Annotated in this window: 23 protein-coding genes and 2 pseudogenes; 14 read left to right on the top strand and 11 right to left on the bottom strand. The window is 54.4% G+C overall.

Annotated elements, in window-relative coordinates:
- Positions 1 to 41 precede the first annotated feature (41 nt).
- Positions 42 to 1,433, top strand: coding sequence for a PepSY-associated TM helix domain-containing protein (locus AC2FLE_RS21080; RefSeq protein ID WP_496699556.1), 1,392 nt, complete (start codon positions 42 to 44; stop codon positions 1,431 to 1,433).
- A gap of 278 nt (positions 1,434 to 1,711) precedes the next feature.
- Here AC2FLE_RS21080 and AC2FLE_RS21075 read toward each other — a convergent pair.
- Positions 1,712 to 2,342 (bottom strand): annotated as a pseudogene (locus AC2FLE_RS21075) (tyrosine-type recombinase/integrase).
- Positions 2,343 to 2,560: 218 nt separating this feature from the next.
- Here AC2FLE_RS21075 and AC2FLE_RS21070 point away from each other — a divergent pair.
- Positions 2,561 to 3,790: an MFS transporter gene (locus tag AC2FLE_RS21070; protein WP_496699554.1), complete on the top strand. Its 1,230-nt coding sequence runs from the start codon at positions 2,561 to 2,563 to the stop codon at positions 3,788 to 3,790.
- Positions 3,791 to 4,037: 247 nt separating this feature from the next.
- On the opposite strand, the pseudogene AC2FLE_RS21065 reads toward AC2FLE_RS21070, so the two are convergent.
- Together AC2FLE_RS21065 and AC2FLE_RS21060 are read right to left on the bottom strand one after the other, a co-directional pair.
- Positions 4,038 to 5,420 (bottom strand): annotated as a pseudogene (locus AC2FLE_RS21065) (transposase).
- A gap of 326 nt (positions 5,421 to 5,746) precedes the next feature.
- Positions 5,747 to 6,031: a hypothetical protein gene (locus AC2FLE_RS21060; protein WP_496699552.1), complete on the bottom strand. Its 285-nt coding sequence runs from the start codon at positions 6,029 to 6,031 to the stop codon at positions 5,747 to 5,749.
- A gap of 477 nt (positions 6,032 to 6,508) precedes the next feature.
- Between AC2FLE_RS21060 and AC2FLE_RS21055 the strand changes: the two genes are divergently transcribed.
- From AC2FLE_RS21055 to AC2FLE_RS21045, 3 genes are all read left to right on the top strand, one after another.
- Complete coding sequence (locus AC2FLE_RS21055) at positions 6,509 to 7,186, top strand: hypothetical protein (protein ID WP_496699550.1); 678 nt, start codon at positions 6,509 to 6,511, stop codon at positions 7,184 to 7,186.
- A 416-nt stretch (positions 7,187 to 7,602) separates the two neighbouring features.
- Entirely contained in the window at positions 7,603 to 8,961 is a 1,359-nt protein-coding gene (dnaA, locus tag AC2FLE_RS21050; RefSeq protein WP_496699557.1) for a chromosomal replication initiator protein DnaA, read from the top strand.
- A 661-nt stretch (positions 8,962 to 9,622) separates the two neighbouring features.
- Positions 9,623 to 10,516: a peptidoglycan-binding domain-containing protein gene (locus AC2FLE_RS21045; RefSeq protein ID WP_496699549.1), complete on the top strand. Its 894-nt coding sequence runs from the start codon at positions 9,623 to 9,625 to the stop codon at positions 10,514 to 10,516.
- A 696-nt stretch (positions 10,517 to 11,212) separates the two neighbouring features.
- Here the strand turns inward: AC2FLE_RS21045 and AC2FLE_RS21040 are convergent.
- From AC2FLE_RS21040 to AC2FLE_RS21020, 5 genes are all read right to left on the bottom strand, one after another.
- A complete protein-coding gene (locus AC2FLE_RS21040) occupies positions 11,213 to 12,226 on the bottom strand; it encodes an alpha/beta fold hydrolase (protein WP_496699548.1) in 1,014 nt (337 codons plus the stop codon).
- Between the two features lie 9 nt (positions 12,227 to 12,235).
- Positions 12,236 to 13,675 carry a glutamine synthetase family protein gene (locus tag AC2FLE_RS21035; RefSeq protein ID WP_496699546.1) on the bottom strand — a complete coding sequence of 480 codons (1,440 nt, stop codon included), beginning with the start codon at positions 13,673 to 13,675 and terminating at the stop codon, positions 12,236 to 12,238.
- A 103-nt stretch (positions 13,676 to 13,778) separates the two neighbouring features.
- Entirely contained in the window at positions 13,779 to 14,177 is a 399-nt protein-coding gene (locus AC2FLE_RS21030) for an AraC family ligand binding domain-containing protein (protein WP_496699544.1), read from the bottom strand.
- 4 nt (positions 14,178 to 14,181) lie between these two features.
- A complete protein-coding gene (gene gloA / locus AC2FLE_RS21025) occupies positions 14,182 to 14,616 on the bottom strand; it encodes a lactoylglutathione lyase (protein WP_085823161.1) in 435 nt (144 codons plus the stop codon).
- Positions 14,617 to 14,635: 19 nt separating this feature from the next.
- Positions 14,636 to 15,727 (bottom strand): aromatic ring-hydroxylating oxygenase subunit alpha, encoded by a 1,092-nt coding sequence (locus AC2FLE_RS21020; protein WP_496699542.1) that lies wholly within the window; start codon positions 15,725 to 15,727, stop codon positions 14,636 to 14,638.
- A gap of 524 nt (positions 15,728 to 16,251) precedes the next feature.
- Between AC2FLE_RS21020 and AC2FLE_RS21015 the strand changes: the two genes are divergently transcribed.
- A complete protein-coding gene (locus AC2FLE_RS21015) occupies positions 16,252 to 16,698 on the top strand; it encodes an Lrp/AsnC family transcriptional regulator (RefSeq protein ID WP_496699540.1) in 447 nt (148 codons plus the stop codon).
- A 713-nt stretch (positions 16,699 to 17,411) separates the two neighbouring features.
- Positions 17,412 to 19,289, top strand: a complete 1,878-nt coding sequence (locus AC2FLE_RS21010; RefSeq protein WP_496699538.1) for an adenylate/guanylate cyclase domain-containing protein — start codon at positions 17,412 to 17,414, stop codon at positions 19,287 to 19,289.
- Positions 19,290 to 19,707: 418 nt separating this feature from the next.
- On the opposite strand, the gene AC2FLE_RS21005 is transcribed toward AC2FLE_RS21010, so the two are convergent.
- Both AC2FLE_RS21005 and AC2FLE_RS21000 read right to left on the bottom strand, forming a co-directional pair.
- Positions 19,708 to 20,007, bottom strand: coding sequence for an ArsR/SmtB family transcription factor (locus tag AC2FLE_RS21005; RefSeq protein WP_496699537.1), 300 nt, complete (start codon positions 20,005 to 20,007; stop codon positions 19,708 to 19,710).
- 360 nt (positions 20,008 to 20,367) lie between these two features.
- Positions 20,368 to 20,805, bottom strand: a complete 438-nt coding sequence (locus tag AC2FLE_RS21000; protein ID WP_496699535.1) for an Rrf2 family transcriptional regulator — start codon at positions 20,803 to 20,805, stop codon at positions 20,368 to 20,370.
- Between the two features lie 108 nt (positions 20,806 to 20,913).
- Here AC2FLE_RS21000 and AC2FLE_RS20995 point away from each other — a divergent pair, with 108 nt between their 5' ends.
- The 7 genes from AC2FLE_RS20995 (at position 20,914) to AC2FLE_RS20965 (ending at position 25,785) form a co-directional block, all read left to right on the top strand.
- Positions 20,914 to 21,051, top strand: coding sequence for a hypothetical protein (locus AC2FLE_RS20995; protein ID WP_496699533.1), 138 nt, complete (start codon positions 20,914 to 20,916; stop codon positions 21,049 to 21,051).
- On the top strand, positions 21,048 to 21,617 hold the full coding sequence (locus AC2FLE_RS20990) for a DUF2478 domain-containing protein (RefSeq protein ID WP_496699532.1): 570 nt from the start codon (positions 21,048 to 21,050) through the stop codon (positions 21,615 to 21,617). Before AC2FLE_RS20995 ends, AC2FLE_RS20990 begins: the two co-directional genes overlap by 4 nt.
- Positions 21,586 to 22,062: a hemerythrin domain-containing protein gene (locus AC2FLE_RS20985; protein ID WP_496699531.1), complete on the top strand. Its 477-nt coding sequence runs from the start codon at positions 21,586 to 21,588 to the stop codon at positions 22,060 to 22,062. The genes AC2FLE_RS20990 and AC2FLE_RS20985 overlap by 32 nt, the downstream gene beginning before the upstream one ends.
- Positions 22,063 to 22,145: 83 nt before the next feature.
- Positions 22,146 to 22,655, top strand: coding sequence for a ubiquinone anaerobic biosynthesis accessory factor UbiT (gene ubiT / locus AC2FLE_RS20980; RefSeq protein WP_496699529.1), 510 nt, complete (start codon positions 22,146 to 22,148; stop codon positions 22,653 to 22,655).
- A gap of 17 nt (positions 22,656 to 22,672) precedes the next feature.
- Complete coding sequence (ubiU, locus tag AC2FLE_RS20975) at positions 22,673 to 23,671, top strand: ubiquinone anaerobic biosynthesis protein UbiU (protein WP_496699527.1); 999 nt, start codon at positions 22,673 to 22,675, stop codon at positions 23,669 to 23,671.
- 5 nt (positions 23,672 to 23,676) lie between these two features.
- Complete coding sequence (gene ubiV / locus AC2FLE_RS20970; RefSeq protein WP_496699526.1) at positions 23,677 to 24,588, top strand: ubiquinone anaerobic biosynthesis protein UbiV; 912 nt, start codon at positions 23,677 to 23,679, stop codon at positions 24,586 to 24,588.
- A gap of 42 nt (positions 24,589 to 24,630) precedes the next feature.
- Entirely contained in the window at positions 24,631 to 25,785 is a 1,155-nt protein-coding gene (locus AC2FLE_RS20965) for an NnrS family protein (RefSeq protein WP_496699524.1), read from the top strand.
- A 344-nt stretch (positions 25,786 to 26,129) separates the two neighbouring features.
- Here AC2FLE_RS20965 and AC2FLE_RS20960 read toward each other — a convergent pair.
- Positions 26,130 to 26,795, bottom strand: a 666-nt coding sequence (locus tag AC2FLE_RS20960) for an NAD(P)-dependent oxidoreductase (RefSeq protein ID WP_496699522.1), incomplete at its 5' end; no start/stop codon positions are given.

Below are 26,795 nucleotides of genomic sequence, written 5' to 3'. Positions count from 1 at the left end.
ATCCCGCTGGATGCGGCACGATAGTGCTTGGAGGCCACTAAATGACTATTACCGATACACCTGCGCAGTCCGAGGGCAGCGCAAACAAACTCTACTTCGCGGCATGGCGCTGGCATTTTTACGCTGGTCTTTATGTCATTCCCTTCTTCATCATGCTTGCGGTCACGGGACTTTTGATGCTCTGGCTCGCGTTCCTAAATGGACGTGATGGCGAGCGTTATCCTGTCGTTTCGCAAGACGCGGCCATCGCCGTGTCTCAACAAGCCCAAGCGGCAGAGGACGCCGTACCGGGCGGAGAGTTGAAGACATACATCGCCCCGCGCGCGAATGATGTTGCGGCTGTCTTCCGCGTGGACGGGACGGAAGGGCCGATCATGGTAACGATTGATCCTTACACGGGAGAGGTGCTTGCCGAGTATGCCCGGCGAAAGGGTGTCTATGATCTTGCAGACAATATCCATGGCAGCCTGATTCTAGGCGTGACGGGAGACCGCATGATCGAGATTGCAGCCTCGCTTGGCATGGTTCTTGTCGCCACCGGCCTGTACATATGGTGGCCGCGTGGTCAGCATTCTTGGCGGCGAGCGCTGATCCCCACCTTTGGTCGCGGTCGTTCCCTCTGGAAGGCACTGCATGGCACAGTCGGGATCTGGTCCTCCATTGTTCTCATCTTCTTTCTTGTATCCGGCCTGTCCTGGGCGGGGGTCTGGGGTGAAAAAATGATGCAAGCCTGGAACCAGTTTCCCGCCGAGAAGTGGGGCGCGCCCCTGTCGGATCAAACGCATGCCAGTATGAACGGCGGCATCAAGGAAGTGCCCTGGGCCTTGGAACTTTCGCCTATGCCTGCGTCCGGGTCAGTAGTAGGTGAAGCAGGTATCGATCCATCCAACCCGCTCACGCTCGACACGGTGGACCGGTTTGCCCGCGAAATTGGGTTCACCGACCGCTACCAACTGTCGTTGCCACAGGGCGAGACCGGCGTTTGGACACTCAGCCACGATTCGATGAGCAATGACGGACCAAACCCGACTGCCGACCGCACCGTCCATATCGACCGCTACTCTGGTAACATTTTGGCTGACGTGCGGTACGACGATTACTCGCTCTTCGCCAAGTTCATGGCTGTAGGTATCGCATTGCACATGGGTACAATGGGACTGTGGAGCGTGTTGGCAAACACGGTGTTCTGTTTGGCCGTGATCTTCTTGTCGGTAAGCTCGATTGTTCTTTGGTGGAAACGCCGTCCGGCAGGGACGCCACGTCTGGCCGCGCCCCCAATGCCGAAGGACATGCCATTGTGGCAAGGTGCCGTTCTAGTGGGGCTGGCCGTCTCTATGGCCTTCCCTCTCGCTGGGCTGACGCTTCTGGCAGTGCTGACCTTGGACGCATTCTTACTTTCGCGGGTTCCAAAGCTTAAACAGATGCTCACCTGATTTCGTCGGTGCTGGGCTGCCCCACAAGGAGCAGCCCACATACCTAATGCCATACTTAACTGTCATCAGCAGAATCGACCGTATTTGATTCTTCTAAAGCCGCTAAAGCAGACATTGGCACAAGTGCAGCGAAAGATGACTTTGTCCGCAGATTTCCTGTTCGGATTGCACGTGATTTCGCGTCTGCGGCGAATGGCAGGAATGCGGGTTGCTACCGCAGCATCTCGATTGGGTGCTGGATGTCGGCTCTGGGCCGCCCGCGATGACGGCCCTTGTGCTTAGATTTCAACGGATTCTGAGATAGCCAGAGCATCTTCGAGTTCAACGCCCAGATATCTAACGGTGCTGTCCATTTGTATGCCCCAGTAACAACTGAACCGCGCGCAGATTACCCGTCTTGCGATAGATATGCGCGACTTTCGTTCGTCTCATCGAATGCGTGCCAAACGAAGTCGGGTCGAGCCCGATCGAGCTGACCCATTCGCGCACGAGACGTGCATATTGCCGAGTCGAAATGTGCAGCCGTTCGTGAAACCTCCCGGGCCAGAGATACTCGGACCCGATCATCAACGGATCTTCCATCCATTTCATGATCGACTTGCGCGTGCCCTCGGTGATCTCGAACCGGACCGGTCGCTGGGTCTTGCTCTGGATGATTGAGGCACGTTCCTTCACCTGTCCGGACGCGTAAATGTCCGCGACTTTCAGCTTCACAAGATCGCAACCGCGCAGCTTGCTGTCGATGGCCAGGTTGAAGAGCGCCAGGTCGCGGTGATTTTCGGTGGTCTCCAGGCGCACCCGAATTGCCCACACATGTTTTGGAAACAACGGCCGTTTCTGGCCGACGACACGCCCCTTGTTCCAGGCCGGTCTGAGGGCACGAATGGCAGGTAAGTTGACGATGGTCATGATGGTTCCTCCCATCCACCACGATCCGCAACCTCACCAACCCAACGTTGGCTTGACCACCATACCACATGATGCTGCAACCACTCCGACGGCGGCAGTGAGCCCAAAACGTCAAATTCTGCCGTAAGAATGGATGTAGGTTTTCACACAAACGCTTGCTTCATTCGAGAGCCTCGGTGATGACTGGGCGATTACATGCGCTCGAAAGAACATCCCGAATGATCACCTCCCGCTCGTCAACATCAGTAACCATTGTCGCGATACTCAGTTGCGCGGCGCTCCTGTTTGCAGGCAATGGGCTGTTCCAGACCCTGTTACCAATACGTGCCACACAGGAAGGGTATTCAGGCGCGCTGATCGGCTGGCTAGGTACCGCATACTTTGGTGGTTTCACAATCGGGTGCTTTCTTGGCCCCAAGATCATTATGAGCGTCGGTCACGCGCGAACGTTTGCGGGTATCACGGCCTTACTGACGGCTTCTATCCTCGCCTTTCCACTGTTCATTGATGTTACTTTTTGGGGTGTTCTTCGCCTGTTCAGCGGCGCCTGTTTGGCGATTCTCTATATTGTTGTCGAAAGTTGGCTGAATGACAGCACAAGCAATGCAAACAGGGGGCGCACGCTCTCTATTTACATTATTGTTACCAATATCGTCACTATGGCGGGGCAGCTTATGGTCAATTCCTTTGACACATTGGATGCGACTTTGTTCATCTTGGTCGCCATCCTGATTTGCCTGTCCATTGTCCCGATCAGCTTGACCCCAACACCTGCACCATCTCCGGTGCCTTCTGCCAGGCTTAATCTCAACGCGCTTTACAAGGTGTCGCCTGTGGGCGTTGTCGGTTGTTTGCTAGCCGGGACCGTAGAGGGGGCTTTTTGGTCGCTCGGACCTGTATTCGCACAGGATCGCGGCATGGGGACGGCCGATGTAGCATTGTTGATGGCAGCGTTTGTGTTGGGGGGAACTGTTTCTCAATGGCCGCTTGGCTGGGTGTCTGATCGAATTGATCGGCGGATCGTTATTTCGTTCACAGCATTTGGCACGGTCATAACGGGTCTCATTATTGGTTTCGATATTGTTCCGGAGGGGGTCCCAACTTTTGTAGTTGCAGGTTGCCACGGTGCATTGATGGTTCCGGTTTATGCTCTTTGCATTTCTCACGCAAATGACGTCGTTTCGAACGAACGCATGGTGGAAACAAGCGGGGGTTTGCTTTTAGCATTCTCGATTGGAGCAACTGTCGGACCGATCACAGCATCATTGTTTATGCAAGATGACCAACCAGGTGGCCTCTTTCTTTTCATCGGTGCAATTCTTAGTCTGTTGGGCCTTTTTGCGCTCTACCGGCTGCTGACGGACAAAAGGAAAGGACAGCGTGAAAAGCATCTGTACACACAGACATCGGCGGCTTCGCCCGCTATCTTTCCTACCGACGTTGATTAGACACGGCAGCAAGAGTTGTAGTATCCTTTTATCAACCGTTCGTTGCGGTTTTTAAGGTCTGGAAAGTCAGCGTTGGCGCCGAACGCTTTGAGGGGCCCAGACATTCGGCAACATGAACCGGCCATTCGAGCGGATCGCGGCGACAGGCCGCTCAGAGCCGATTTTGTTGAAAAAGTCTTTGATTTGGATGCGTTTGTTTCGGGTATCGGTTTGATTTCGTTCAGATGTTTGAAGCGTAGCTACCGCTTCAACTTGCGGCGGGCGTCATAGGCTTGAGTTTGGCCAGTTTCCGGAGGTTTTGGGCGGTTGCTGCGAGGGTAAACTCGTCTTGAACGCCGCATGGCCCCCGTAATCGGAGCCGTCCCAGGCCGAGGATGCGCTTGAGGTGGGCAAAGAGCATCTCGACCTTTTTTCGTCGTGCCTGAGCCTTGGGGTTGAAGTCTGAGGTGGTGCATTGGCGAGCAAAGTCTCTGACGATCTCATATTTATCGCGATGGACCGAACGCGTTTCAGCGTTGGGGCAGCACTTTGCCTTCAGCTCGCATCCTGTGCAGTCTGATTTCAGTGTCCGATAGTTTCTGGATTTCCAAACTGGGGCATTCCGTTTTGGATCAGAATAGGTCCGCCATGTATGCCACATCTCTTTGCCACCGGGGCAGATGTAGCGGTCGTTTTCATCGTCCCAAGTGAAGTTTGAGCGGGAGAATGTGCCATCGGTCCGCTCGCCCTTGTCGAAGACTGGGATGAAGGGAAGGATCTGTCGCTTCAATGCCAACCACACCAGATTGTCGGAAGACCCGTAGGCTGTATCTGCCGCGATCCAATCGGGTTTCACGCCAAAGCGCTCTTCGGTGCGGTCGAGCATCTTGCGCATCGCGCCGACCTCTGCGGTCTTGTTCGACCGGCTGGCATCCACATCGACGATGATGCCGTGGTCCGTATCGATGAGGTAATTGTTGGAATAGGCAAAGAACGCGGGGCCTTTGCGCGCTGCTGTCCATTGACTGGCGGGATCGGCGTGGGCTGTGAACTTGGGCTTGGCTGTGGTCGCCGCCCCGAAGGCTTCGTCATCTAAAGTGTCGAGATACTCGCGCACGGCACGCGGCGCGTCAGCGGGATCGATCACGCGGGCGGCCCACTCCTCGGGATTGCTCGAGTTCTGCTTCTGAACATCGGCGCTGATCAAACTCGCGTCGACCGCGAAGCCCTGGCCACCAACCAACCCCTCTTCCATGCAGCGAGCAACGGTCGTCTCGAAGACATGACGCAGCAGGTCGCTTTCCCGGAAGCGACCATGACGGTTCTTGGAAAAGCTTGAGTGATCCGGGATGCGGTCAGCCAGATCGAGGCGGCAGAACCACCGATATGCGAGGTTCAGATGCACCTACTCGCAAAGCCGCCGCTCTGATCGAATGCCGAAGCAATATCCGATCAAAAGCATCCGGATCAGAAGTTCTGGGTCAATGGAGGGACGACCCGTATGGCTGTAGAAATCCGCCAGATGCGCGCGGATGCCCGTCAGATCAACAAACCGATCAATCGACCGCACCAAGTGATTATGGGGGACGTGATCCTCTAGCGAAAACTCGTAGAACAAAGCTGCCTGCGCTTCTTGCTTCGGTCCCATCATCCCCAATCCTCCCGCTCATTGAGAGAATTGAATCAGCAGATCCACAAACGACCAAGCATGAGTTTTTCAACAAAATCAGCCCAAAGTACCGGGTGCTGCACCGTGCGCCAATTTCGGCTTTTCAAGCCGAGGACAAAACATGCCAAAATCAAGCAAGTTTTTCCAAAGGTTTGTAGTGCAAGATTTTTTGCCTGTGGACGCATCGCCGTCGATGACAACAACGACCGTTTCTGCTTATTGGATATGACCAAGATTTTGAGTTGGCTAGCAGCTAGGTGAGCCGTCCAAGAACAACTAGGGTCAATGTTAACACACTTATCCACAGATCAACTCTTGCCAAAGGACGAACCGTTTTTTCCTCGCTCCTTATCTTTCAAATCATCCCGGACAGACGTCGCTGGACGGCTACTTCCGGCCCGTACCTTTGTGCGAAACAATGACACGGCCTTGAATACTACCCTGTAAACCACTGAAATTATTACAAATTCGTTTCCGTCCATCAATAACCACAGATTGCCACAGATTAAGCCAATCAAAAAAATGGCAAACGAAACCACCTGAATAACCTTGGGCTCGTTATGCGAAAGCCAAGTAATCTTACGTTTGTTCATGTCATTCCTCTCCACTTTTCCACCGGACACCGAGAGAAATACTGTCGCTATCGTCCAAAGTTGGTTTTGTTGGCGTCCTTAAGCATGAGATAACGTCCAAAGTTAAATCTTAACGTCCATTTTTTTTGACAAGCGGCAATTTTCGATTGCATCTGCGGCACGACCGTCTGAAATTTGGACATGAACTCTCAATTTGAACATCAAGGCGATCCATTGCGCTTGGTAGACGTGGACCGAAAGAGGGCCGCATACGCATTTGATCAATGGTGTGCTTCTAGGGGGCGCGCGCCTCGCAACAGCGCTACTAATTCAGCAAGTCTCTTCTGCCAAGCTGTTGAACAGAGCCTCGACTTGGCCCGAGACAAGTCCCCACGAAATCTGAAGATCCCCAGCGGACGCTCTGGTTGGTCTAACTGGCGTCTAGGCGTTGGGAAGCCAACCACCCGCATAAGATTTGATGTATGTTGGGCAATTTGGATGCTTACGAATGTTGATGTGACGTCAAACGGGTTTCTTCAACAGTTACCTGTAAACGCTACAGAAATGGTGAGGCTAGGAAAGGCAACGCTCGTCCCGTGCCCGACCAACTCCGGCCTCATTGAATTGAATGTTGCTGAGCTACAATTTTCGCTATCGTCGGCTAAGGACGTATGGTTAAGTCAAGCGAAACAGAAGCCGGCTCCAAAAGACAAAACCACGCGCATCGGAACGGTGCGCTATGGCCTTCGCGAGGCGAGTATCTCTGTACAGTCCAGCACTAGTCTGCACCCCATTCTTACACATCTCAGCCCTGGCGAGGCTGCGACTCTGGGCCAAGCTAGCGGCGCAGTAATATCTATTGACGATGATGATGAAGTTCCAAGATGGAGAGTACAGCCATCATCGATATCAGATCAAGTACTTCAAGCTCGGTTTGAAAACCTACGACTAGCAAACAATGAGTCTGCATCAACATCTATTGGGGTCTCAATTTCAGTATCTGAAGGAGACATTTTCCCGAACATTTCACTCGATGAAACCACGCAAAAGGTAAGGAAATTGTCCAATAAGGATCGTGAGTTGGCGCGTTCACGATTGATCGAACAAGTCTTGCGTCATCGTATCACCGAGAATGGTACGAGACGCCGTTACATCTTATCACAGAGCAAATCCTGATGTCCGAGATAATCTTAGACAAAGCAACCTCCGATATCATAGTCGATATTCTAAACGACAACCTCGAAGACCCCGTATTTGCAATAAGAAACGCTGGTCTAGACACCTCACGCTTCTTCGAGTTTGGTGACTGGCGGGACTTAGATTTCTCCAATAGTGACCTATCCGACGTATCGTTCCGTGGTGCGCTAATGAACAATGCCAAGGTCCAATTTCGCTTTGCTGCCGAGATCATTGCCTCCCGGCCCAAGACGCTGCCAGAATTTACTTCACAGAGTTTGGTAACAGACAGTTCACTAGTCGAGCGGCCCACGTTGGAAGGGAGTGCGTCAGGGACTGATACAGAAAAGCCCATAAAAGAAACAGAGTCCCGCTTCGCCTCCACGTTGCCAAGAGCGAAGTCCCAACCATCACTTTTGAACGCCAATGATGCAGAAAAAGCTAAACATGCATTAGCAGTCTCACTAGGCGACAATATTTATCGAACTTGGATCGACCCTATCGGTAATATGTTTATCGAAGATGGCATTCTTAAATGCACGGCCCCGACTGCATTTATTGCAAATTATGTATCGCAGAACTTCGGTGATCAAATAATATCCGTCTTAGCGAGCCTGGGTCACAGTATTTCAAGAATTTCAATTTCTGCTGATCGGCCTACTCGTCGGACGATAGGAAAAGTAGAACCCCAAGATAACCACACACGAGAAATAGTTGAAACAAAGAAGCCCCAAATCGCAAGAAACTCTCTAGATAGAAGATTTACTTTCTCATCATTTGTCGTTGGAAAGCCAAATGAGCTAGCTCACGCTGCTGCAGAGCGAGTCTCGCAAAGCGATGTAACAACATTCAATCCCCTCTTCCTGTATGGTGGTGTAGGGCTGGGAAAAACTCATCTCATGCATGCTATTTCATGGGACATTTCAGACCGCAAGCCAGAAGCAAATGTGCTATATATTTCTGCGGAACAGTTCATGTATCGATTTGTTACTGCAATGCGCGACAGAGATATGATCGGCTTTAAAGAGATGTTCAGATCAGTAGATGTTCTAATGGTGGACGACGTTCAGTTCATTGCCGGAAAAGACAGCACTCAGGAAGAGTTCTTCCATACGTTCAACTTCTTGGTTGATCAGAATAAGCAGATCGTTATCTCTGGCGATCGAGCACCTGGCGAAATAGCAGACTTAGAAGACCGTATTAAGTCTAGATTGCAGTGTGGCTTGGTTGTTGACTTGCATCCAACGGACTATGAACTCCGCCTTGCGATTTTACACAGGAAAGTTAAAGAGTATCTTGATGTCTATCCAGATTTGAACATAGAGGATGACGTCTTAGAGTTCTTGGCTCATCGGATTTCGTCAAACGTTCGGGTTCTCGAAGGGGCGCTGACAAGACTTTGTGGCTTCAGTTCTCTCATTGGCCGCAAGGTAGATTTGGAACTAGCTCAGGATTGCCTTTCGGATGTTCTTCGAGCTTCTGAAAGGAAAATTACAGTTGAGGAAATTCAAAGAAAAGTGGCTGAACACTACAATGTCCGGCTGACTGACCTTGTCGGTCCAAAAAGGGTCCGCGGTTTCGCGCGACCTCGACAAGTTGCAATGTACCTCGCCAAAATGCTGACCAACCGATCTTTGCCAGAAATTGGTAGAAGATTTGGAGGTCGCGACCACACCACCGTGATGCACTGCGTCAAAAGGATTGAAGAGTTGAAGCTTACCGATACCCAAATACTGGAAGATGTTGAATTGTTACGGAGGACATTGGAGGCATAACGTTTTGATCTCAAGTTGACCTATAGCCCCAATCTTTTGCGGTGCCGTTCTGCTGGCTAGTGACTTAGATCCGTATCACGATCAATCTCGCGGTCGTTCTCGATCTCCTGATCCCTCTGGCGCGCGCGCTCGTCCTCGATTCCCAGCAGTTCACGCGGCCCGTTCAACGGATCCTTCAGGCAATCATTCACGGACGGAAGTTAAGATTCAGAATTCCCAATCCGAACTCAGCCTGCGCCTCTCAACAAATTCCTGGCGCCATGAAGTAGTATCGGGGGGTTCTGGCGAGGTCATTAACCACCGTTTGTGACCCGGCCCATTCATCCAAAGACGCCATTTGCGCAGCCGCAGCGAACGTCGAGAAAGTCCCGCAGAGCGGACATCAGGCGCTCCTATTTGTGAACTCTCGAATGTCTGCTGAGAGCCCATGGCGATCATTTTTGTTGCGCGCTGCGCGCGCTCACAGCGTGCAAAAATCTGCAACTGCGCAAAAGTCTGCTCCGCTGAGTGGCGGCGGGAAAACCGCCCATTGGTGCCGCGCTTGATAGGTTAACCCCTAAGTTAAACTTGCCTACACAAGCAATGTCAGCGCATCCTGAATCAACCTGTTTCTTATTTTACAGAAATCCCCGTACGCTATCTTCTTTGAGACTGGATCATTATGGTAACCACTGTCACGTCAACTCGCCCGGTTGCGATTGTAAAGTTAATAGTTCCGTTCAAGTTAATCGTCCTGCAATCTAAAGACCGAGAGCAGTCCTCCGAGGCACACCTGGAAATAGTTTCAACCGTTATTCATCGAGCTGTATGCATTGAGGCGATAGTACGCGTAATAACTCCACTTGTTGGGCTGCCACGATTTGCAGTATCTGACTTTTTTGCAAGCCGAAGCGACGACCTTGAGCGTGACCCCCGTATTTTAGTAGTGCAGCAGCTTAAGCTCTTTGAAAGAGTTGGCGTCTCATTTCTGGACGACCAATCATTTGCGCTCGAAATTGGTGAAGTAAAGATATCTGGCTCGATCTCTGTCGCCCACTCCGAGACTGGAAGCTTATTTCAAAGTAGATTTCTTACAGTTAACGTTCCGGACTTAGGTCAGATATCCAATGCAGTAATCGCCTCCTTGATAACTGCCGCCGTGTTTTCCGTATCCGACGGTCATAGAAGCAACGAGTACATTTTGAACGGACTAACGGGTGAGTTTTATAGTTGCACGGTGGATGCATGGATACCTGGTGCTTTCGAGGAAATAATGGATGAAGCGATTTCCGACCTTGTGGGAAACCAAGGTGAAATTGATCAACCGGCTTCTGTCATTCGAGCTCGGCAACTTTGCCTAAGGGCTGCTGGTTTTAACCCCGGCGAGATCGATGGGATATACGGAGAGAAAACCATAGAAGCGGAAGAGAAATACTCATCATACCACGGTAACATTGTCACAAACTGGAACAGCCGCGTGTTCTCGCGTCATGTTTTAGTGCATGCCTATCGTCACGCGGATACCCAGAGGCAAGGCGCGCGACCTAGTAAAAAAAGTCGACGGGCCCGCGAGTGATTGCTGGTCTCTAGGAGATAAGCACTGATCCGTGCCGACCTTTTCCTCAATTTCCCGAACATTGCGAAGCGGAAATTTCCACCTTCGTCTATTCAAAGGTGGAAGACTCATGACGCGAAAGCGTTTGGCAGAAGAACAGATGAGATGCCTACCAACCTCGCACGCAACGAAGCGTGATTTTGGGATTTGTCTCAATCCGCGCTTTTGAATGACCGCAACCGGTAAATTCGCTGCTTCGCAACAACAAGCGCGCCGCGCCACCGCACCTATTCTGCATCAGTAAAAATGATAGGAGCAAAAAACGAAAGTCGGCTCAGTCCGCGACTTGATCCTTAATCCGCCCGTTGACGTTGCTTGCGCAGCGAATGGCCGGTCTGGTGAAGCTGCAGTGCGGCGGCGGCACTTACGATGAATGTCTCTTATGGGCCGTCCGCTACGATGCTAGTTCTGCGAAACTGGCAGAAGCTGCGCTGCCTCCGGGGTCGGCTCTGAGCCCAATGTTTCGAATGCCGCGACTGGCATCGACGTCTGTTATGCGCAGTAATGCGGACTTGGCAACATCGAACGAATTACCCAGAGCGTAACTATAGCTAATCCACTGCGATTGCAGTTCTGTTGCCGAATTGCTGCTCTTAACTTTAAGGAATATACTAGGCTCTAATGAATGAGTGCGATTTTTCATTTACTCAAAATACCTTACCCCTCCAGAAGTTCGCGGATATTGACATCCAACTGTGACGAAAAGCCCATGTCATTGCCAGGATTGGCGGCGCAATGACCCCATGGCGAGTCGTAAGGACGGAAGATGGCGTTAGGCATGTGGTGGGCCTCAATTTCATTGTCTTCAGGAGGGAAATAGAGGTCCTGAGTGCAGGGCATCAGGATGGCACGCGCCTTGATGGCACCCAGCGCCAGTTTGTAAACCCCATTGTAAAGTGGCCCGGCAGAGATGTCGCCAGCCTGCCAGGTGGCAAGCTTGGCCAGTAGATTGTTGGCATCCCAGCTCTGTACATGGTCCTGTTCCCAATCTTGCATCAGCTCTTCAATGGATCGGAATCCGAGCTGCTCATAAAGCCTCTCGCGGTAAAAGGTCTGAGAGAAAGCCCAGCCTGCGTAGACCCGACCAAAGGCCTTGAGCCCTGCCTCGGGCGGGCTGTCATAATTGCCGCCGTTCCAATTCTGGTCCGCGCAAAGGGCGGCCTTGACCCCTTCGAGGAAGACAAAATTATGCGTTGAGGTTTTGGCCGAGGCGCAGAAAGGCAAGATCGCTTGAACCATATCCGGGTATTGCGCCGCCCATTGATAGGATTGACAGCCCGCCATTGACCAGCCGGCGACCAGCGCGATCTTTTCGATGCCGAGGTGATCTTGGATCAACCGATGCTGCGCCGCGATATTATCCCACATCTGCACCAACGGAAATCGCGGGCCGTCTTGAGGGGAGGGCGTATTCGAGGGCGAAGACGAACGGCCATTGCCGAACAGATTTGGACTGACGATGAAGTGGCGGCTTGGGTCAATAGCGCGACCGGGGCCGAAGAACCCTTCGTTCCGAGTATTTGTCCCCGTATAGAAGGTCGGTAGGACGATGACATTGTCGCGGGTGGCCGACAACGTGCCGTAAGTTTGATAGGCAAGTTTAGCGTCGTGCAAAACCTGACCCGATAGAAGCGGGAAGTCTCCAAGGTCGAATGTCCTAAACTCATCCACGACCATCTTTCAGTACAGCCTCAGATACTCTTGCACTTCCCAGTCAGTGACCGATTGGTGATAGCGCTCCCATTCGTCGTTCTTGTACTCGAGATAGGAGTTGCGCATCACGCGCCCCATCACATGTTCGGCCATCTCGTCATGACGCAGAGCCTCAATAGCGTTGAACAAAGTTCGCGGAAGCCTGCGTATACCGAGCTCGGCAAGCTCGGATTCAGTCTTTGAGTACAAATCAAAATCTGTTGGTTTGCCCGGATCGATCTTGTTTTTGATGCCTTTTATTCCGCAGCTCAAGTGCATCGCCATCGCGAGATAGATATTCATTGTCATGTCACAGGCGCGATTTTCGATGCAGTGGCGGCTTTGCGGAAGGCGGAACTGGGCGGATCGGTTGTTGAAGCCGTAGGTGATATTTGTCGGGGCCCATGTGACCGTGCCGCCTTCAAAGCCGCCAACACGTGGCACCAGACCGTTATAGGAATTCACCGTCGGACAGGTGATCGCGGTGATTGCTTCTGCATGCTGCATCAGTCCGCCAACTGCCCAGCGGCTTTCGTCACTCCAATCGCCATCCGGCGTTTCGAAAATGTTCTCTCCCGGACGGCTTTCATGCTGCATCGACATGTTGATATGCGCGCCAGACCGCCAATCGCCCACTGTCGGTTTCGGCATGAAAGTGATGAACATCCCGTGCTTTTTTGCGACTTCTTTCAGGGTGATGCGCAGGAATGCCAGCCGATCAGACATTTCCAGCATGTTGGTGTAGTGGAAATCCAGCTCGAACTGCGAATACGCACCCTCGGCCACCACGTCATGCAGGTTCCAACCCAGACCCTCGATGATGTCGATCATGTCTTTCAGAAACGCCATCGAGTCGATCGAGTATTCAACGTCATAGCCAAACGCCTGACGGCGGGGCCGAAGGCCGCTTGCAGGGTAGTCGTCAAACGCCTTCACCGGCTGACCGGCGTCGTCGTATTTCATCACAATGAATTCAGGCTCGACCCCAGCATAACCTGTGTACCCTTCCTGCGCAGCCTCGTGCATGGCACGTTTCAGGGCCTGACGCGGGCAGACATTATAGGGCGCATCTTCCCAGTAGAGGTCCGAGAAGATGATCGCCATCGAAGTATCCCACGGGCAGACATAGACGGCATCGAGATCCGGCACCACGACCTGATCGCTGTCGGCAGGGCTGAGTTCGGGCACGTAAGAAATCGAATGCACCGCAAATTGCGGTCCTTTCCCGAGGCATAGCGGTTCAAAATCACTCATCGGTACGGGTTTGGTTTTTGGAATACCGTGCAGGTCAATCCAGGCGGCCATCACGTATTTGACGCCAGCCTCCTCCAGACGTTGCCGTACCTCTGCGATACGCGGGCGGTTACGCTCGACAGCGTCATGGATAGTCTCGTAGTAGATGCGGGTGCTGGCATTGTCCTTGGGCATTCGGCGTTCTCCCATCGAATGGCAATCAGATTTGGTTCACCGAGGGTGATCCCTCAGTGTTGGTGCTGGTTTCGGTTGTTCTGTCGCTCAGCGGTTAAGATGTTCAGCCGGGGACAAAATCGTCAGGGTCGATGCCCGGAACCTGCGTGATCCCGGCAAGCTGTTTCCAGTTGTGAGGGTAGGCGGCATAGAAGATCACGCATTTGCCGTCCGACTCGTAGGAGATGTGGTTGTCCCTCGGGACAAACAGCACATCACCACGATTGCAAACATAGCTTTTGCCGTCGCAAACCAGTCGGAACGTGCCCTCAAGGCAATAAATGATCTCGTCGCAGGTCAGATCCCACGGCACCTTGATGTTGTTCAGGACGTTGATACCGCCGCACATGGACTTGCTGAATTCGCTGGTCACCATCGGTTTGATGTAAGTGTCGCTGTCGCCCATCGAGTTGTAGCGATTTTGAACCAGATCGAATTTGAAAAGTTGAGGTGTGTCACCCATTTGGTCAGCCTTCCTGTGCCAGGTGTTTCAGTATGGATTCGTTCAATTCGACCTTGTAACCGTCAGGGTCCTCGCAAAAGGCGATGACCCTTGTGCCGTTTTTCATTGGCCCCGGTGGGCGGGTGATGTTTACCCCGGCCGCAGCCAGCTGTTCGCACGCGGCATAAACATCTGGCGTTTCGATGCAGATGTGACCCCAGCCGTCGCCTTTGTCATAAGGCGTGCCCTGATCCCAATTGGCGGTCAGCTCCAGCGTGGGAAACTCGGCCTCGGGCCCATAGCCGATAAAGGTATTGGTGAATTTGCCTTCGGGGTAGTCCGTGCGCCGCTGCACTTCCATACCAAGAATTCCGCAATAGAAATCCAGTGACTTCTCCATGTCGGTGACCCGCATCATCGTATGGGCCAGACGAAACCCTTTGGATATGGACTTGTTCATCGATATTGTTCCTTCTTGCTTAAGTACCGGCCACGTCGCGCTCGATCAGATCCTGAAAGGCGCGGACGCTGTCCTCCCAAGCGGGCGACAACAGGCCCCCATCCTCGGCGACCGGGGATTTGCGGCCCTCAAACATGCGTTCGACCATCTCGTGATCTTCCTTGTGGACATCCCACCAAAGGTTTCTGAGGGCTTGTACTTCCTCGGCGCTCAGTTCCTGGCCTTCTGTCGTGTAAAGTGCTCGGTACTGGCGCATCTTTCCGGGACCAATGGGCACGTTCAGATAGACGCCCAGCTGATCCGGAAAATAGCGGCCCAGAATGAAATTGGGGTACAGGGTCAGATAGCGAGAGCTGACACCCAGACTGCCGGATGTGCCCAACTCTTCGTTCAGATCCACCGCGCTGCCGATGCAGGTGCCATCGGTGATAGTATAGTGGTTTTCCAATGGTTGATCAGTGGTTGAGGCATGGACAAACTGAACGTGGTAGGGCTCGATAAAGTTCTCCATGATCAGCTTCCAGTTGGTGCCAATCTCACCAAAGTCGAGCAGGCCAATTGGTTCCACTCTGGTGAAATCCATCCCCTCCAGCCGGCTGATCAAAGGCGCGGCATAGTCTTCGAAATCAGGCGCGTTCCCATCCAGATTGACGAAAATCCAATCATGCCAGACATGGGTGCGCACAGGCTTCAGCCGGTGCTTTTTGATATCAAATCCGTCGAACTCCTGCTTTCCGGTTCCGGCAAAATGCGGCGCAGCCCGCAAGCGGCCATCCAGATCATAGGCCCAGGCATGATAGGGGCAGCGGATCAACTTGCCGACATTCTTGGCCTTGTCGACCAATGTCATACACCGGTGCAAGCAAACATTGTGAAACACCTGGATGTCGCCGTCACGACCGCGCACCGCCAGCAGTGGTAAGTCTGCGCAGGTAACCGGATGAGCATCACCGGGGTTAGCCATCTGATGGGCAAACCCGATGAACACCCAGTTCTTGGCTAGGACAGTCTGGCATTCCCGCTGCCAGAACTCTTCGCTGCGATACGCCCCGGCGGTCAGCCCGTGCTGAGGCCCTCCAATGGCCTGAGTTCTATCCTCGGCAATTGTCATTTGTCCTCCCTTCGACACTGCCACCTGTACCCGTCGGTCCAACGACAGGCGCATGGTTTTACCGTTTCTCGCGGTCTTCCTACTTGCGGACACTGTCCCGCCGCGCCGGGAATTGAAGTTTCGACTGCGAATATCGCATTAGCCGCCTAATATTCTTTCGATTTTCGCGAATATTCTGGGATTTTGGGGCACGAATCAGAAATAATCTGGTCAAAAAACGGCATGGAAGTGCGAATTTCGAATAACCAGGTCGTGTGGATTGCGAGAGCCGCAATTTCAGCGGGATTTTACAGAAAATTTGGCAATAGGCCCGCGTCACGGTCCTTGGAAGCTGCGGTGTCGAGGGCAAAAGATGTCGTTTTCTGCACTTCCTGCCACAGAATTCTTAGGAGAGAATTGCGAATTTCGATGTCCTCATCTAGTCTCAGCTACGAATGCAGCAATCGAGCATCGGGTATATGGCAGTCAAAAAGCAATCAAACGTGCGCGCCTCCGCACAGAGCATTAGGTCCCCAAAGGATGACTTGAACCAGCAGATCATCCGGCTGTTGCAGCAAGATGGTCGGATGGCTTTTTCGGAAATTGCACAGCAGTTGAATGTGTCCGAAGGAACCATCCGCAACAGGGTGAGCGGTCTGCGAGACAACAACATGTTGCGGATCGTTGCGATGTCGGATCCGGTGGCCACAGAATACACAACCGACGCGATGATCGGGTTGAATGTGGCCGCTGGCGTGACCCCACGCCAGGTGGCGAAGCGCCTTGAAAAAAACCCAAGGGTTGTTTTCATCCTGTGGGTCGCGGGACGTTACGACCTGATCATTGAATTGGTCAGTGACGACGGTGAAGCATTGAAGGAATTTCTAGAGCATGAAATCCATGCGAGTGACGATATCGCCAATGCCGACGTTATGCCGGGGCTGAAGAATTTCAAGAATCAGTTTCTGCTAAAGCAGGATGTGAAGGAGTGAAGAGGAAGAAGCCGATCGCTGACGTTTCTAATGCGAAAGGGTTTCAACAGGGTTTTTGGGGAGATGTTCAGCGCCGATCTTAATGCCGACCCCGACAGCCATCCGTCTTCCGAACTGCGCGAACGATGTTGTCTAATATTTCGCTTTGAATGTCAGATCCTGCAGCGAGTTACCGCTTGGGCTTGGCGAATAGTCATTGAGCCCAGACAAGTGAACGGCGGGTTTGTCCGCAGTACAGTCGTCCTGATAACTGAAATGCTGCGCGCCGCACCGCAGCACTGCAGAAAGTGAGTGAAGGTTCGGAATGGGCCGTCCCGGATGGGAACGCGGCACAGTGAAACGTGACTTTGCAAAGGGTGCTATCTGCGCGTCGCCGTCATTGGGGCACCGCGCAGCATCGATCAAAGTGGGCTTTCCTGACACCTTCGCCGTGATTGGCACGAAAGGCTGGTTCGGGAAACATCGACCTTCGCTGCACCATGTCGGAACTCAACAGACGCGGACCTTGCTGCCTTTGAGCCAACGGTTCAATCTTCTCGGCTGATCCCGAAACCTGCCATTCGGGCTACTGGAAGGATGCGCCGCTTTAAGAAGTTTCGTCACCTGTCACGGCATACGGATGACGCTCGACAGGGATTTTGCGGCCCGATGTACATTTTACGGCGATTGCTCCACACTTCCGCCTGGATGCTCCGGGGAAGTGAACCTCAAGAATGACCGACGCAAAGCCCAAACGCCACCTTGCCGCCATTCTCGCTGCTGACGTAGAGGGATACTCCAAGTTGATGGGCGAGGACGAGGAAGGCACACTCGCTGCGATGACCGCCCATCACAAAGACCTCATCGGCCCGTGCATCGCCGAGCATCGAGGTCGCCTGGTTAAGACCACAGGTGATGGACTGTTGGTTGAGTTCGCGAGCGTTGTGGACGCGGTGCGGTGTGCGGTCGCGATACAGGAAGGCATGCGACCCCGAAACGCCGAAATGCCCGAGGACAAGCAGATTCTGTTTCGAATTGGAATCAATCTTGGCGACGTGATCGCGCAAGATGACGACGTCTTCGGCGACGGTGTGAACGTCGCGGCACGACTGGAGGGTTTGGCCGATCCCGGCGGAGTCTGCATTTCGCGAGCGGCTCGCGATCAGGTGCGCGACAAGTTTGACTATCCTCTGCAGGACCTGGGCGAGGTCGAGGTCAAAAACATCTCTCGGCCTGTTTGGGTGTTCAAGGTTCTCTTGGACGGCAGCCCACCGGCAGCAATCAGTCGTCCGAGTCGGAAATTGCTTTGGCGCGTGTCAGCCGTCATTGTGATTACCGGCCTACTTTTTGGTGGTGGCCTATTGTGGTGGTATCAAGCCGGGTCGACCGATCCAGCTGACGCAATTTTGGCGTTGTCCGACAAACCATCAATCGCCGTCCTTCCCTTTGACAATCTGTCTGCTGACGCGGAGCAGGAGTATTTCTCCGACGGTGTTACTGAGGACATCATTACCGATCTGTCGAAAATATCCGGGCTTTTCGTAATCGCACCGAATTCGGCCTTCACCTATAAAGGACAGGCAACGAATGTTCGTCAGATCGCCGCAGACCTGGGTGTGCGCTATGTGCTGCAGGGCAGCGTCAGGCGGACCGACGAGAAGATTCGGATCACAACACAGCTCATAGACGCGGCCACCGAAGAGCACATTTGGGCCGAGCGCTATGATCGCGACGTCACAGATGTGTTTGCGGTTCAGTCCGAGGTCGCGCGGCAGGTGGCAAGAGCCCTGTCGGTAACACTCAAAGCCAACGAGAACGAGAGGCTGTACCAGAAGTACACAACAAATATCGACGCCTACGATGTTTTCTTGCAGGCGCGCCGCACAGTCGATGTGCCAAGCAGGGACAATATCCTGCGCGGCGAGAAACTCTTTGAGCAGGTGATCGAACTGGACCCGGATTTTGCAGGTGGTTACGCCGGGCTCGCCTTCAACCTTTCGGTGCAGGTGCGTTTCCAATACACTGACACGCCATCAACCCACCTGTCACGGGCACTAGAATTTGCCAGAAAGGCAATCGAACTCGACAGGGATTTTGCGTGGGGGCACATTGCTCTGGGAGGCGTGTATGTCGCCAGCGGCGACGCAGATGCAGCCGTCGACGCTGTGCGTCAGGCACTTGTCCTCGAACCTAACGGCTACGAGGCTAACCTCTTTATGGGTTTCTATCTCCAGTTTGCAGGGGACGCCGCAAGTGCCGTGGACTATCTGTTGATCGCCAAACGTCTTAGTCCCGTGGAGACATACCGGGATGTCTCGTTTCTGGCTCTGGCGCAATTCATGAACCGAAACTACGAAGAGGTCGTGCGCCTTTGGACGAAAACATCTATTAAACCGAGGGGGCAGGCTAAAATTTTCTTGGCGGCGACCTATTCGCTGCTTGACAGGCCAGAAGATGTCGCTGCGCTCGTGGAGCAATATTTGGAAACTAATCCGGATTTCAATCTAACGGAATGGCGGTATCTTGATACTTGGAAATCCGAGGAAAATCGTACGAGGCTGTATGAAGCCGCGAAAGCCGCAGGGGTCCCGGAATTTCCCCGCGAAAAATAACCTGCCAAAAGCAACGTACGGTAATTCGTTCTCAACGGGTAGATCTGGAGACTGACCATGCAGAAAGGTCAAACGCGCTAGGGTTCGCCGCAGCTTCGTCATTCTTCGCGCACGATACACTCTCGTTCTATGTCCGCGTTCGTGCAGACCTACGCTTAGACGTTGCCCAATGAATGTCCGCTCCTGCAACCTGGTCTCTAGGTTGGTGCACCGCGCCATAGTGCAGAATGGGCTCGTTCGTTGAATCCGCCGCGCTCTGGATGAACGGCGGCTTAGCCTGAGCCCCTTAGAGTGTCAATTCGCGCCGAACTGCAAAGGACCCCAAATAGCGCGCGCAGCGGCCTTTGGACCCGTATCATTGGCGCATGGCTGAGGCGCTTTGAATTGCGGTTTCGTGTTTCATTCGCGTGCCCCATTTCTAGTCATCGTCACCACAAAAATGCTGGTAAAGCACCGAAATCAAACTCAATACTCTTTCATCTTCTATCCTGTAGTAGATCGATTTGCCTTCGCGTCGCGCTGCGATCAGACCTTCCAGGCGCAGTCTGGCCAATTGCTGCGACGCCGCAGATTGCCGAATAGAAACCAGTTTCTGTAGTTCAGAGACTGATTTCTCTCCTGACAAGAGATGGCACAGAATTGCAAGGCGGTGCTCATGCGCAAGCGCCTTCAGAAAGTTGGTGGCCTCCAGGGCTTTTTCGTCGAGCTCTTCTTGCAATTTCCGGGCCGCCTCACTTTTGATCCCTGAACCTGTGTATCACGTATGCCGCGATGAAACTGAGACGTTCGTGCTCGGTTTTGACCTCGGCAATCACATCCTGGAATGTCCCGTCTGCCAGCATTTCGGTCGCCAGCGTCTAAGCCACGGCCTGAACCTGTTCATAAATATCCAATTCACATTTCCTCATTGATAACCTCAGTCGTTAGGATATTTTTGCGCTGAGTACGAGTTTGCGACAAAACCGCTTGGACCTTCGACAAGCGGATTCCGTCAATTTGCAGAGCTCGCCGGATAAATCCACCCAATCAGAGTGGTAGCTCTGATCAACGCCAAAGTTTGCGACACAACCCTGCATTATCAACGATCAATGATTTGGAGCCGCCGGTCGGTTTCGGAGAGATAGACGCAGTCGGCCAGGGTACTTCGGTTGAGGTCAGCTAGGAAGGCGGCCTCTGCCTGGGCCAGTCGCGTCTTCAAGCGGCAGTGCGGCGTCAGGGTGCAGGCTGCGCCATTGGGTGAGAAGCACTCCACCAGCACATGGCCGGTTTCAAGGAAGGCTACCACGTCGCCAAGTCGGATTTCCTCCGGCGGGCGCGCCAGCGTAGCCCCGCCACTGCCGCCGCGCCGGGTCTCGAGATAGCCAGCTCCGGCAAGCGCGGAGATCACCTTGGCAAGATGGTTGCGCGAAATCTGAAACTCGTCTGCAAGATCGGCGTTCGTAAAGGCGCGTGCGGAGTCCCCCGCCATGCGCATCAATACGCGCAGCCCGTAATCAGTGAAAGAAGTGAGGCGCAAGGTCGCAATCCTGTTTTGGTATTTGCATTGCGTATTAACCGAGCGTATTCGGCAAATCAAATACCAATTCGATCATGCCCAGATTAATCGTACCCAAAAGGACCGGCCATGAAAGATGATGACGCCACCTCCGCGCAAGAAGAAACCGTCACTCCGGTCGACCGGATCGCGATCTTGTTTCACCAGACGCAGCGACCAATTCTCGCGTTGCTGGCGGAGCCTGTGGAGCAGCAGCAGGGCCGATGATAAGGCTTGCGGGAGTTTCGGCAAAAGGCCGAGGTGCAACAGACCGGTTGCTTACCACCGTGGTTGCGCGCTTGCAGAGAAAGGATATCCGGATCGCAGGCGCCTTGCGTGCGCAAAAAACGCAGGGCAAAACAGGCCATTGCAACAGCGATTTGTGGCTTTTGCCTGACGGGCCTGTCGCCCGGATTACGCAAAATCTTGGCTCTGGCTCCACCGCTTGCAGGATGGATGCTGGGGCGCTTGAAGATGCTGTCGGTATGGCGACCGCGCGTCTGGTTTCGGACGGGGCTGACTTGGTCGTGCTGAACAAATTCGGCCTCAGCGAGGCGGAAGGGCGCGGATTTCGTGCCCTGATGGTTGAGGCCCTGTTGCGCGACATACCGGTCCTGATCAGTGTACCCGATGCCCATCGGGCGGCTTTCGAACACTTCGCGGATGGCATGACGACTACACTACCACCCGAAGAGAACGCGGTTCTTGCCTGGTGCCATGCGGCGATCGCGCCAATCGCGTCGCTTAACAAAGGAGGCGTGAATGCAAGATCCGACAACCTTGACACCGACTGACGCGCTGATCGATCACATCCGGACCCGATACCACGACACGCATCGACGCGAGTTGCCGGGCCTTGTTGCTCTGGCCCGAAAAGTTGAGACGGCTCATGCGACCGACCCGAACACCCCTCATGGATTGACCGAAACCCTTGAGACGATGACCGCAGAGCTCGAAATCCACATGCGTGAAGAAGAGGAAGCCGTCTTCACTGCGCTGCAGGCTGGACCCTCGTCACGCGCCGCAAAGGCCGTTCAGGGTCTACGCGCGGCACATGACAATCAAGAGGCAGGGCTGAACCGCATCGCCGCAATTACCCATGGGTTTCGACTGCCGAGCTACGCCTGCCGGAGTTGGCGGCGTCTTTATCAAGGGCTCGGCAAGCTGGTCGATGATCTCGATGAGCACATGTATCTCGAAAATGAAGTGCTGTTTCCGCGTATCGAGGCGCGGGTGTGAGCGATGGAAATGCATCTGCCTCGCCGCCCTGCGTGGCGGCGGAGGTTGACACCACTCCGTATACAGAAAGAGAGACCTAAGACATGACTGCCACCTCCCGACCCGTTCAACGCCCGCGCCTGCTCGGGCAGAATGCGGTGGCGCGGCTGTCGGCCGCAATAGTTCAGCCGATACTGTCGCGCGTGGTACGACGCGTCGCGGAACGCCACCCGTCGCTCTTTGCCCGGCTCGGAACACATCAGACAACTGACTTCATAATCGACCCAGTTGAACTGCCCTTCGCATTGCACCTACGCCCTGATCCGCAAGCGCTGATTCTCCGCGCTGTGCCGCGGGACCTTGCGCCCGTTGCCAGGGCGGCGATCCGAGGCCGCTTCATGCTGCTGCTGGAACTGATCGATTCAGAAGAGGATGGTGATGCGGCCTTCTTCTCACGTGATCTGGAGGTGACCGGGGATACCGAAGCCGTGGTGCGGCTTAGAAACGCGCTCGACGATGTCGATGGGTCCATCGCCGAAGAAACCGCCGAAATGTTCGGTGCACCGGGCCGCGCAATCCTGGCGCGCCTTCGCCGTTCATATACCACAACCTGAGAGGATACAGGCCAAACATGAGCCTTGCCGAACTTATCTGCCCCGCTGGCACGCCCGCCGCCCTTCGCACCGCTGTCGATGCCGGTGCCGACGCCGTCTATTGCGGCTTTCAGGATGCCACCAATGCGCGCAACTTTCCGGGCCTGAATTTTACACTAGACGAACTGGCCGAGTCCGTTGCCTATGCCCACGCAAAAGGCGCGAAGATTCTTCTGGCCCTCAACACCTATCCGCCAGCGGGTAGGGTCGACCTTTGGAAACAGGCCGCCGATACTGGCGCACGGTTTTGCGTCGATGCGTTCATCGTCGCCGATATGGGGGTGGCCGATTACATCGCCCGCAATCATCCCGGCACCCGGTTGCATTTGTCAGTGCAGGCCGCGGCCTCCAGCCCAGAAGCCATCCGCTATTATTGCGAGAGTTTCGGTGTGAAACGCGTTGTCCTGCCACGTATCCTGACAATCCCTGAGATTCGCCAAATCCGCAAAGAAATCCCCTGCGAGATCGAAACCTTCATCTTTGGCAACCACGGTCTGATGGTAGAAGGACGGTGCAGCCTGACCAACTACTTGACCGGGCAATCGACCAACATGGACGGCGTCTGTTCCCCGGCCTCGGATGTGGAATATGCTCGCCACGAGGACGGGTCGATGTCTTCTCAACTTGCCGGATTCACTATCGACTGTTTCGAACCGAACGAAAAGGCGGGCTATCCCACGATCTGCAAAGGCCGTTATACCGCGCCGCACCGGCCCGAAGGTTATTACGCCTTTGAGGAACCCATCAGCCTCAACCTCTCACGGCTGTTGCCCGAGCTTATTGGAGCGGGTGTTCATGCCTTCAAAATCGAAGGGCGGCAGCGTTCGAAAAGTTATGTGCGCAATGTTGTAAGAACCTTTCGCGCAGCGGTGGACGATATCCGGGCGGGCCGTGAAGCGAATATCGCCAACCTCGTCGCATTGACCGAAGGCCAGAAGCAGACGCAGGGCGCCTTCGAGACAAAGAAATGGCGGTGACGAAGATGACAAGACTGACACTGGGTCCGATTGCCTATCACTGGTCCGCCGAGCGACGACTCGATTTCTACGCCCGCATCGCCGATGAGGCACCTGTCGACGAAGTTTATCTAGGTGAGGTGATATGTTCTAAGCGTGCACCTTTCCAAGAGGCTGAATTGCCAACAATCATCGAGCGGCTGGAGTGCGCAGGCAAACAGGTTGTCTTGTCCTCGCTTGCCGAAGTGATGCTGAAACGTGAGCGAAAGGCGACCGAGGATCTGGCCACGCTGGGAAGTCACGAGATCGAGATCAACAACGCCGCAGGACTATATACGCGCGGAAAACGCCCCCATCGCATCGGCCCCTTCATGAATGCCTATAACGAGGCCACGATCAGATGGATGGCCGACCAAGGCGCGACCCATGTCGCCCTGCCCACCGAGTTACCCGCACCGTCCATCGCCGTTGCAGCGCAGGCTGCACGTGATCTGGGATTGGGCGTCGAGGTACAAGTATTCGGTCGCGCCTCGCTGGCCGTCTCGGCCCGATGCTATCATGCCCGCGCGCATGGCCGCACTAAGGACAATTGCCGGTTCGTTTGTGAGGACGATGCCGACGGGATGCCGCTGACCACGAGCAACGATCAACCGATCCTGAGGGTGAATGGCATCCAGACCCTGTCCGAAAGCTATATCAACCTCGTGCCTGAAGTGGCACAGCTGACGGGTAACGGTGTCACCCATTTGCGCCTGATGCCGCAAGCGGTGGATATGGTGGCCGTCACACAGGTCTACCGGAGCGTGCTGGAGCGCAGACTCGATCTGCCGGAAGCGGAAGCAATGTTACGTGAGATCTGCGGCGCAGCTCCGTTCAGCAACGGCTTTTTTTACGGCGAGGCCGGATATCGCCGCATCGCCAATGCCAATCCGGCGTAATCGCGCAGCGGGAGCAATCCAGCGGTGGTACCGTATCGACCCATGTTTCTGGCGAGCGCGACCTGGGCAATCGTCGGGGTTGGAATGGTCGGCTGGGACACCGGGATTGACCTGAAACAATCGCCACTTGGCAATCGGTGGGCTTGGCACGGGCATGAGATGGTGTATGGCTTCGCCGCAGCCATGTTCGCCGGCTATTCGCTGACCGCGATGCCAAGCTGGTCCAAAGGTGCTCGTATGTCTCGCCGAGCTGTAGTGTTCCTAGTGGCTCTTTGGGTCGTTGCACGGTTGACCGCGGCAGGCGCATTTGGGACCGACCCCGCTCTGGTCGCAGCAGGAACCGGAGCCTTTATGGGCTTTGTTACGCTGACACTCGCGCTCGCGGCCTTGCGATCCCCCTCCTCGAAAAGTGTGGGATTTGCGCTGTTTGCGCTGACGATGACCGGCGTGCAGATTGCAGCGCTGCGGGGTGGCAACATGCCGTTCATCTCGGTTATGGGCTTTGCGGTCCTTCTGTCGATCGTGGGCGGCCGTATGGTTGCGGGGTTCACCTGGAACAAATTGAGTTGCATCCCGCCTCGCGAGCGACGCTTCAGATTGGCGCGGCTTTGCGGATATCCCTCTGTTATTGCTATCCTCGTGGCGCTCTTGCTGGAAACGCTTGGGGCCACATCCGAATGGGTCTACGCAAGTCTGGCGGTTGCCGCTGCAGCCGAAACGGTTCGACTGGCGCTCTGGTTGTCCAAAGCTACACTCGAAGACGGTTTGTTGCGCATGCTGAATCTGGCTTACTTTTGGTTGCCTTTGGGGCTCTTGCTAGTAGCGCTAAGTAAAGCGAATGTGTGGATGTTACCCGACAGCGCCGCCCTGCATTCGCTTACCGCTGGGGCAATGGCGTGTTCGATCTATGCCGTGGCCTCGCGTGCTGTGGCCCGCCGCAATACCCCTTATCTGGTGCATCGCATGGGCTTCTTTCATAGTGCGGCATGGCACGGCCCTGTTCCGCCCGACACCCCAACCTGTATTCAGTGGTCCCAAACGGCCTACCGGTCGCAGATCCGATGTCGAATTTCCAATATCTCGACCGTCGGATCATCGGGCAGCGTCATCAACAAGCGCCTCATCCGCGCAACTGGCTGGTCCGACCGGACCGCAGCGAAAGTGAGGTTACGGTTTGGGTCAGCTCTACGCCTTTGAACGTCCGATTTGGCGAAATGTGCTGCATCGCAAAGGTAGGAATACCGCAAGTACGAGCAGATGCTGTGCCAGCAATTGTCGCGCAAGCAAAAGGCGGCAAAGTCCGCGATTTGCCAATTCGAGCTGGTTTGGATTTTGCACTTGCGGCGAATGGCAGCTTCAACGGGCCGCGCCGCAGCATGGAGACTATGGGGTGAAGGTCCGCAACGGGCCGGGTCTTCACATCATCAACGCCTTGCTGACCTACAATCGCTTATCATCCGATGAAATTAAAGTGATCCCCGTGCCCGGTTTTGCTAGTGGATTGGGGTAGCCATGTCGTTGACGTGGCTTCGCGTTTCTTTCTAGGCCACGGCGTCGTGGGGCACTTCCCACGGAGCGACCCAATCGCCTTCGATCTGCAGCGTGACGCCAGCGTCTTCCTCGATTAGCTTGCAGACGGTCATCTCGCCAGCATCCACGCCATAGCGTTCACCCGCTTCCTTGAACCGGTCGTGGCAGGCATCGGTCAGCTCGGAGCGAGTGCCGGTGGCGTCCATCAGTTCCTTGATCAGCGCCAGATCCTTCAAGCAGAGTTTCAACGGGAAGGACGGATCATAATGGCCTGCAAAGATCGACGGCACATCGTGCTGCATGACAAAGCTGTCGGCCGCGCCGCCTTTCATCACGTCCCACCAGACATCGGGGTCGATCCCGGCCAGCTTGGCGGTCACCATGGCTTCACCAATGGCAGTGGCATGGATCTTCCAAAGCTGGTTGTTGACCAACTTGGCGACGTAACCGTTGCCATATTGACCGACCTTTCGGACTTCGCCCATAGCTTCAATCACCGGGCGGGCCTCTTCGACATGAGCGTCTTCGCCGCCGACGAACATGGGCATGTCACCACGAATGGCTGCGTCCACAGAACCGGTCACCGGCGCATCCACGGGCTTGCCGCCCTTGGCAACGAAATCCTTAGTCAATTCGCGCATGAAACCGGGCGACGATGTGGTCAGATCGATCCAAAT

Source organism: Ruegeria sp. CDSA077 (assembly GCF_059612265.1).
The sequence above is the reverse complement of the archived record's forward strand: the minus strand, read 5'-3'. Positions and strand labels throughout refer to the sequence as shown.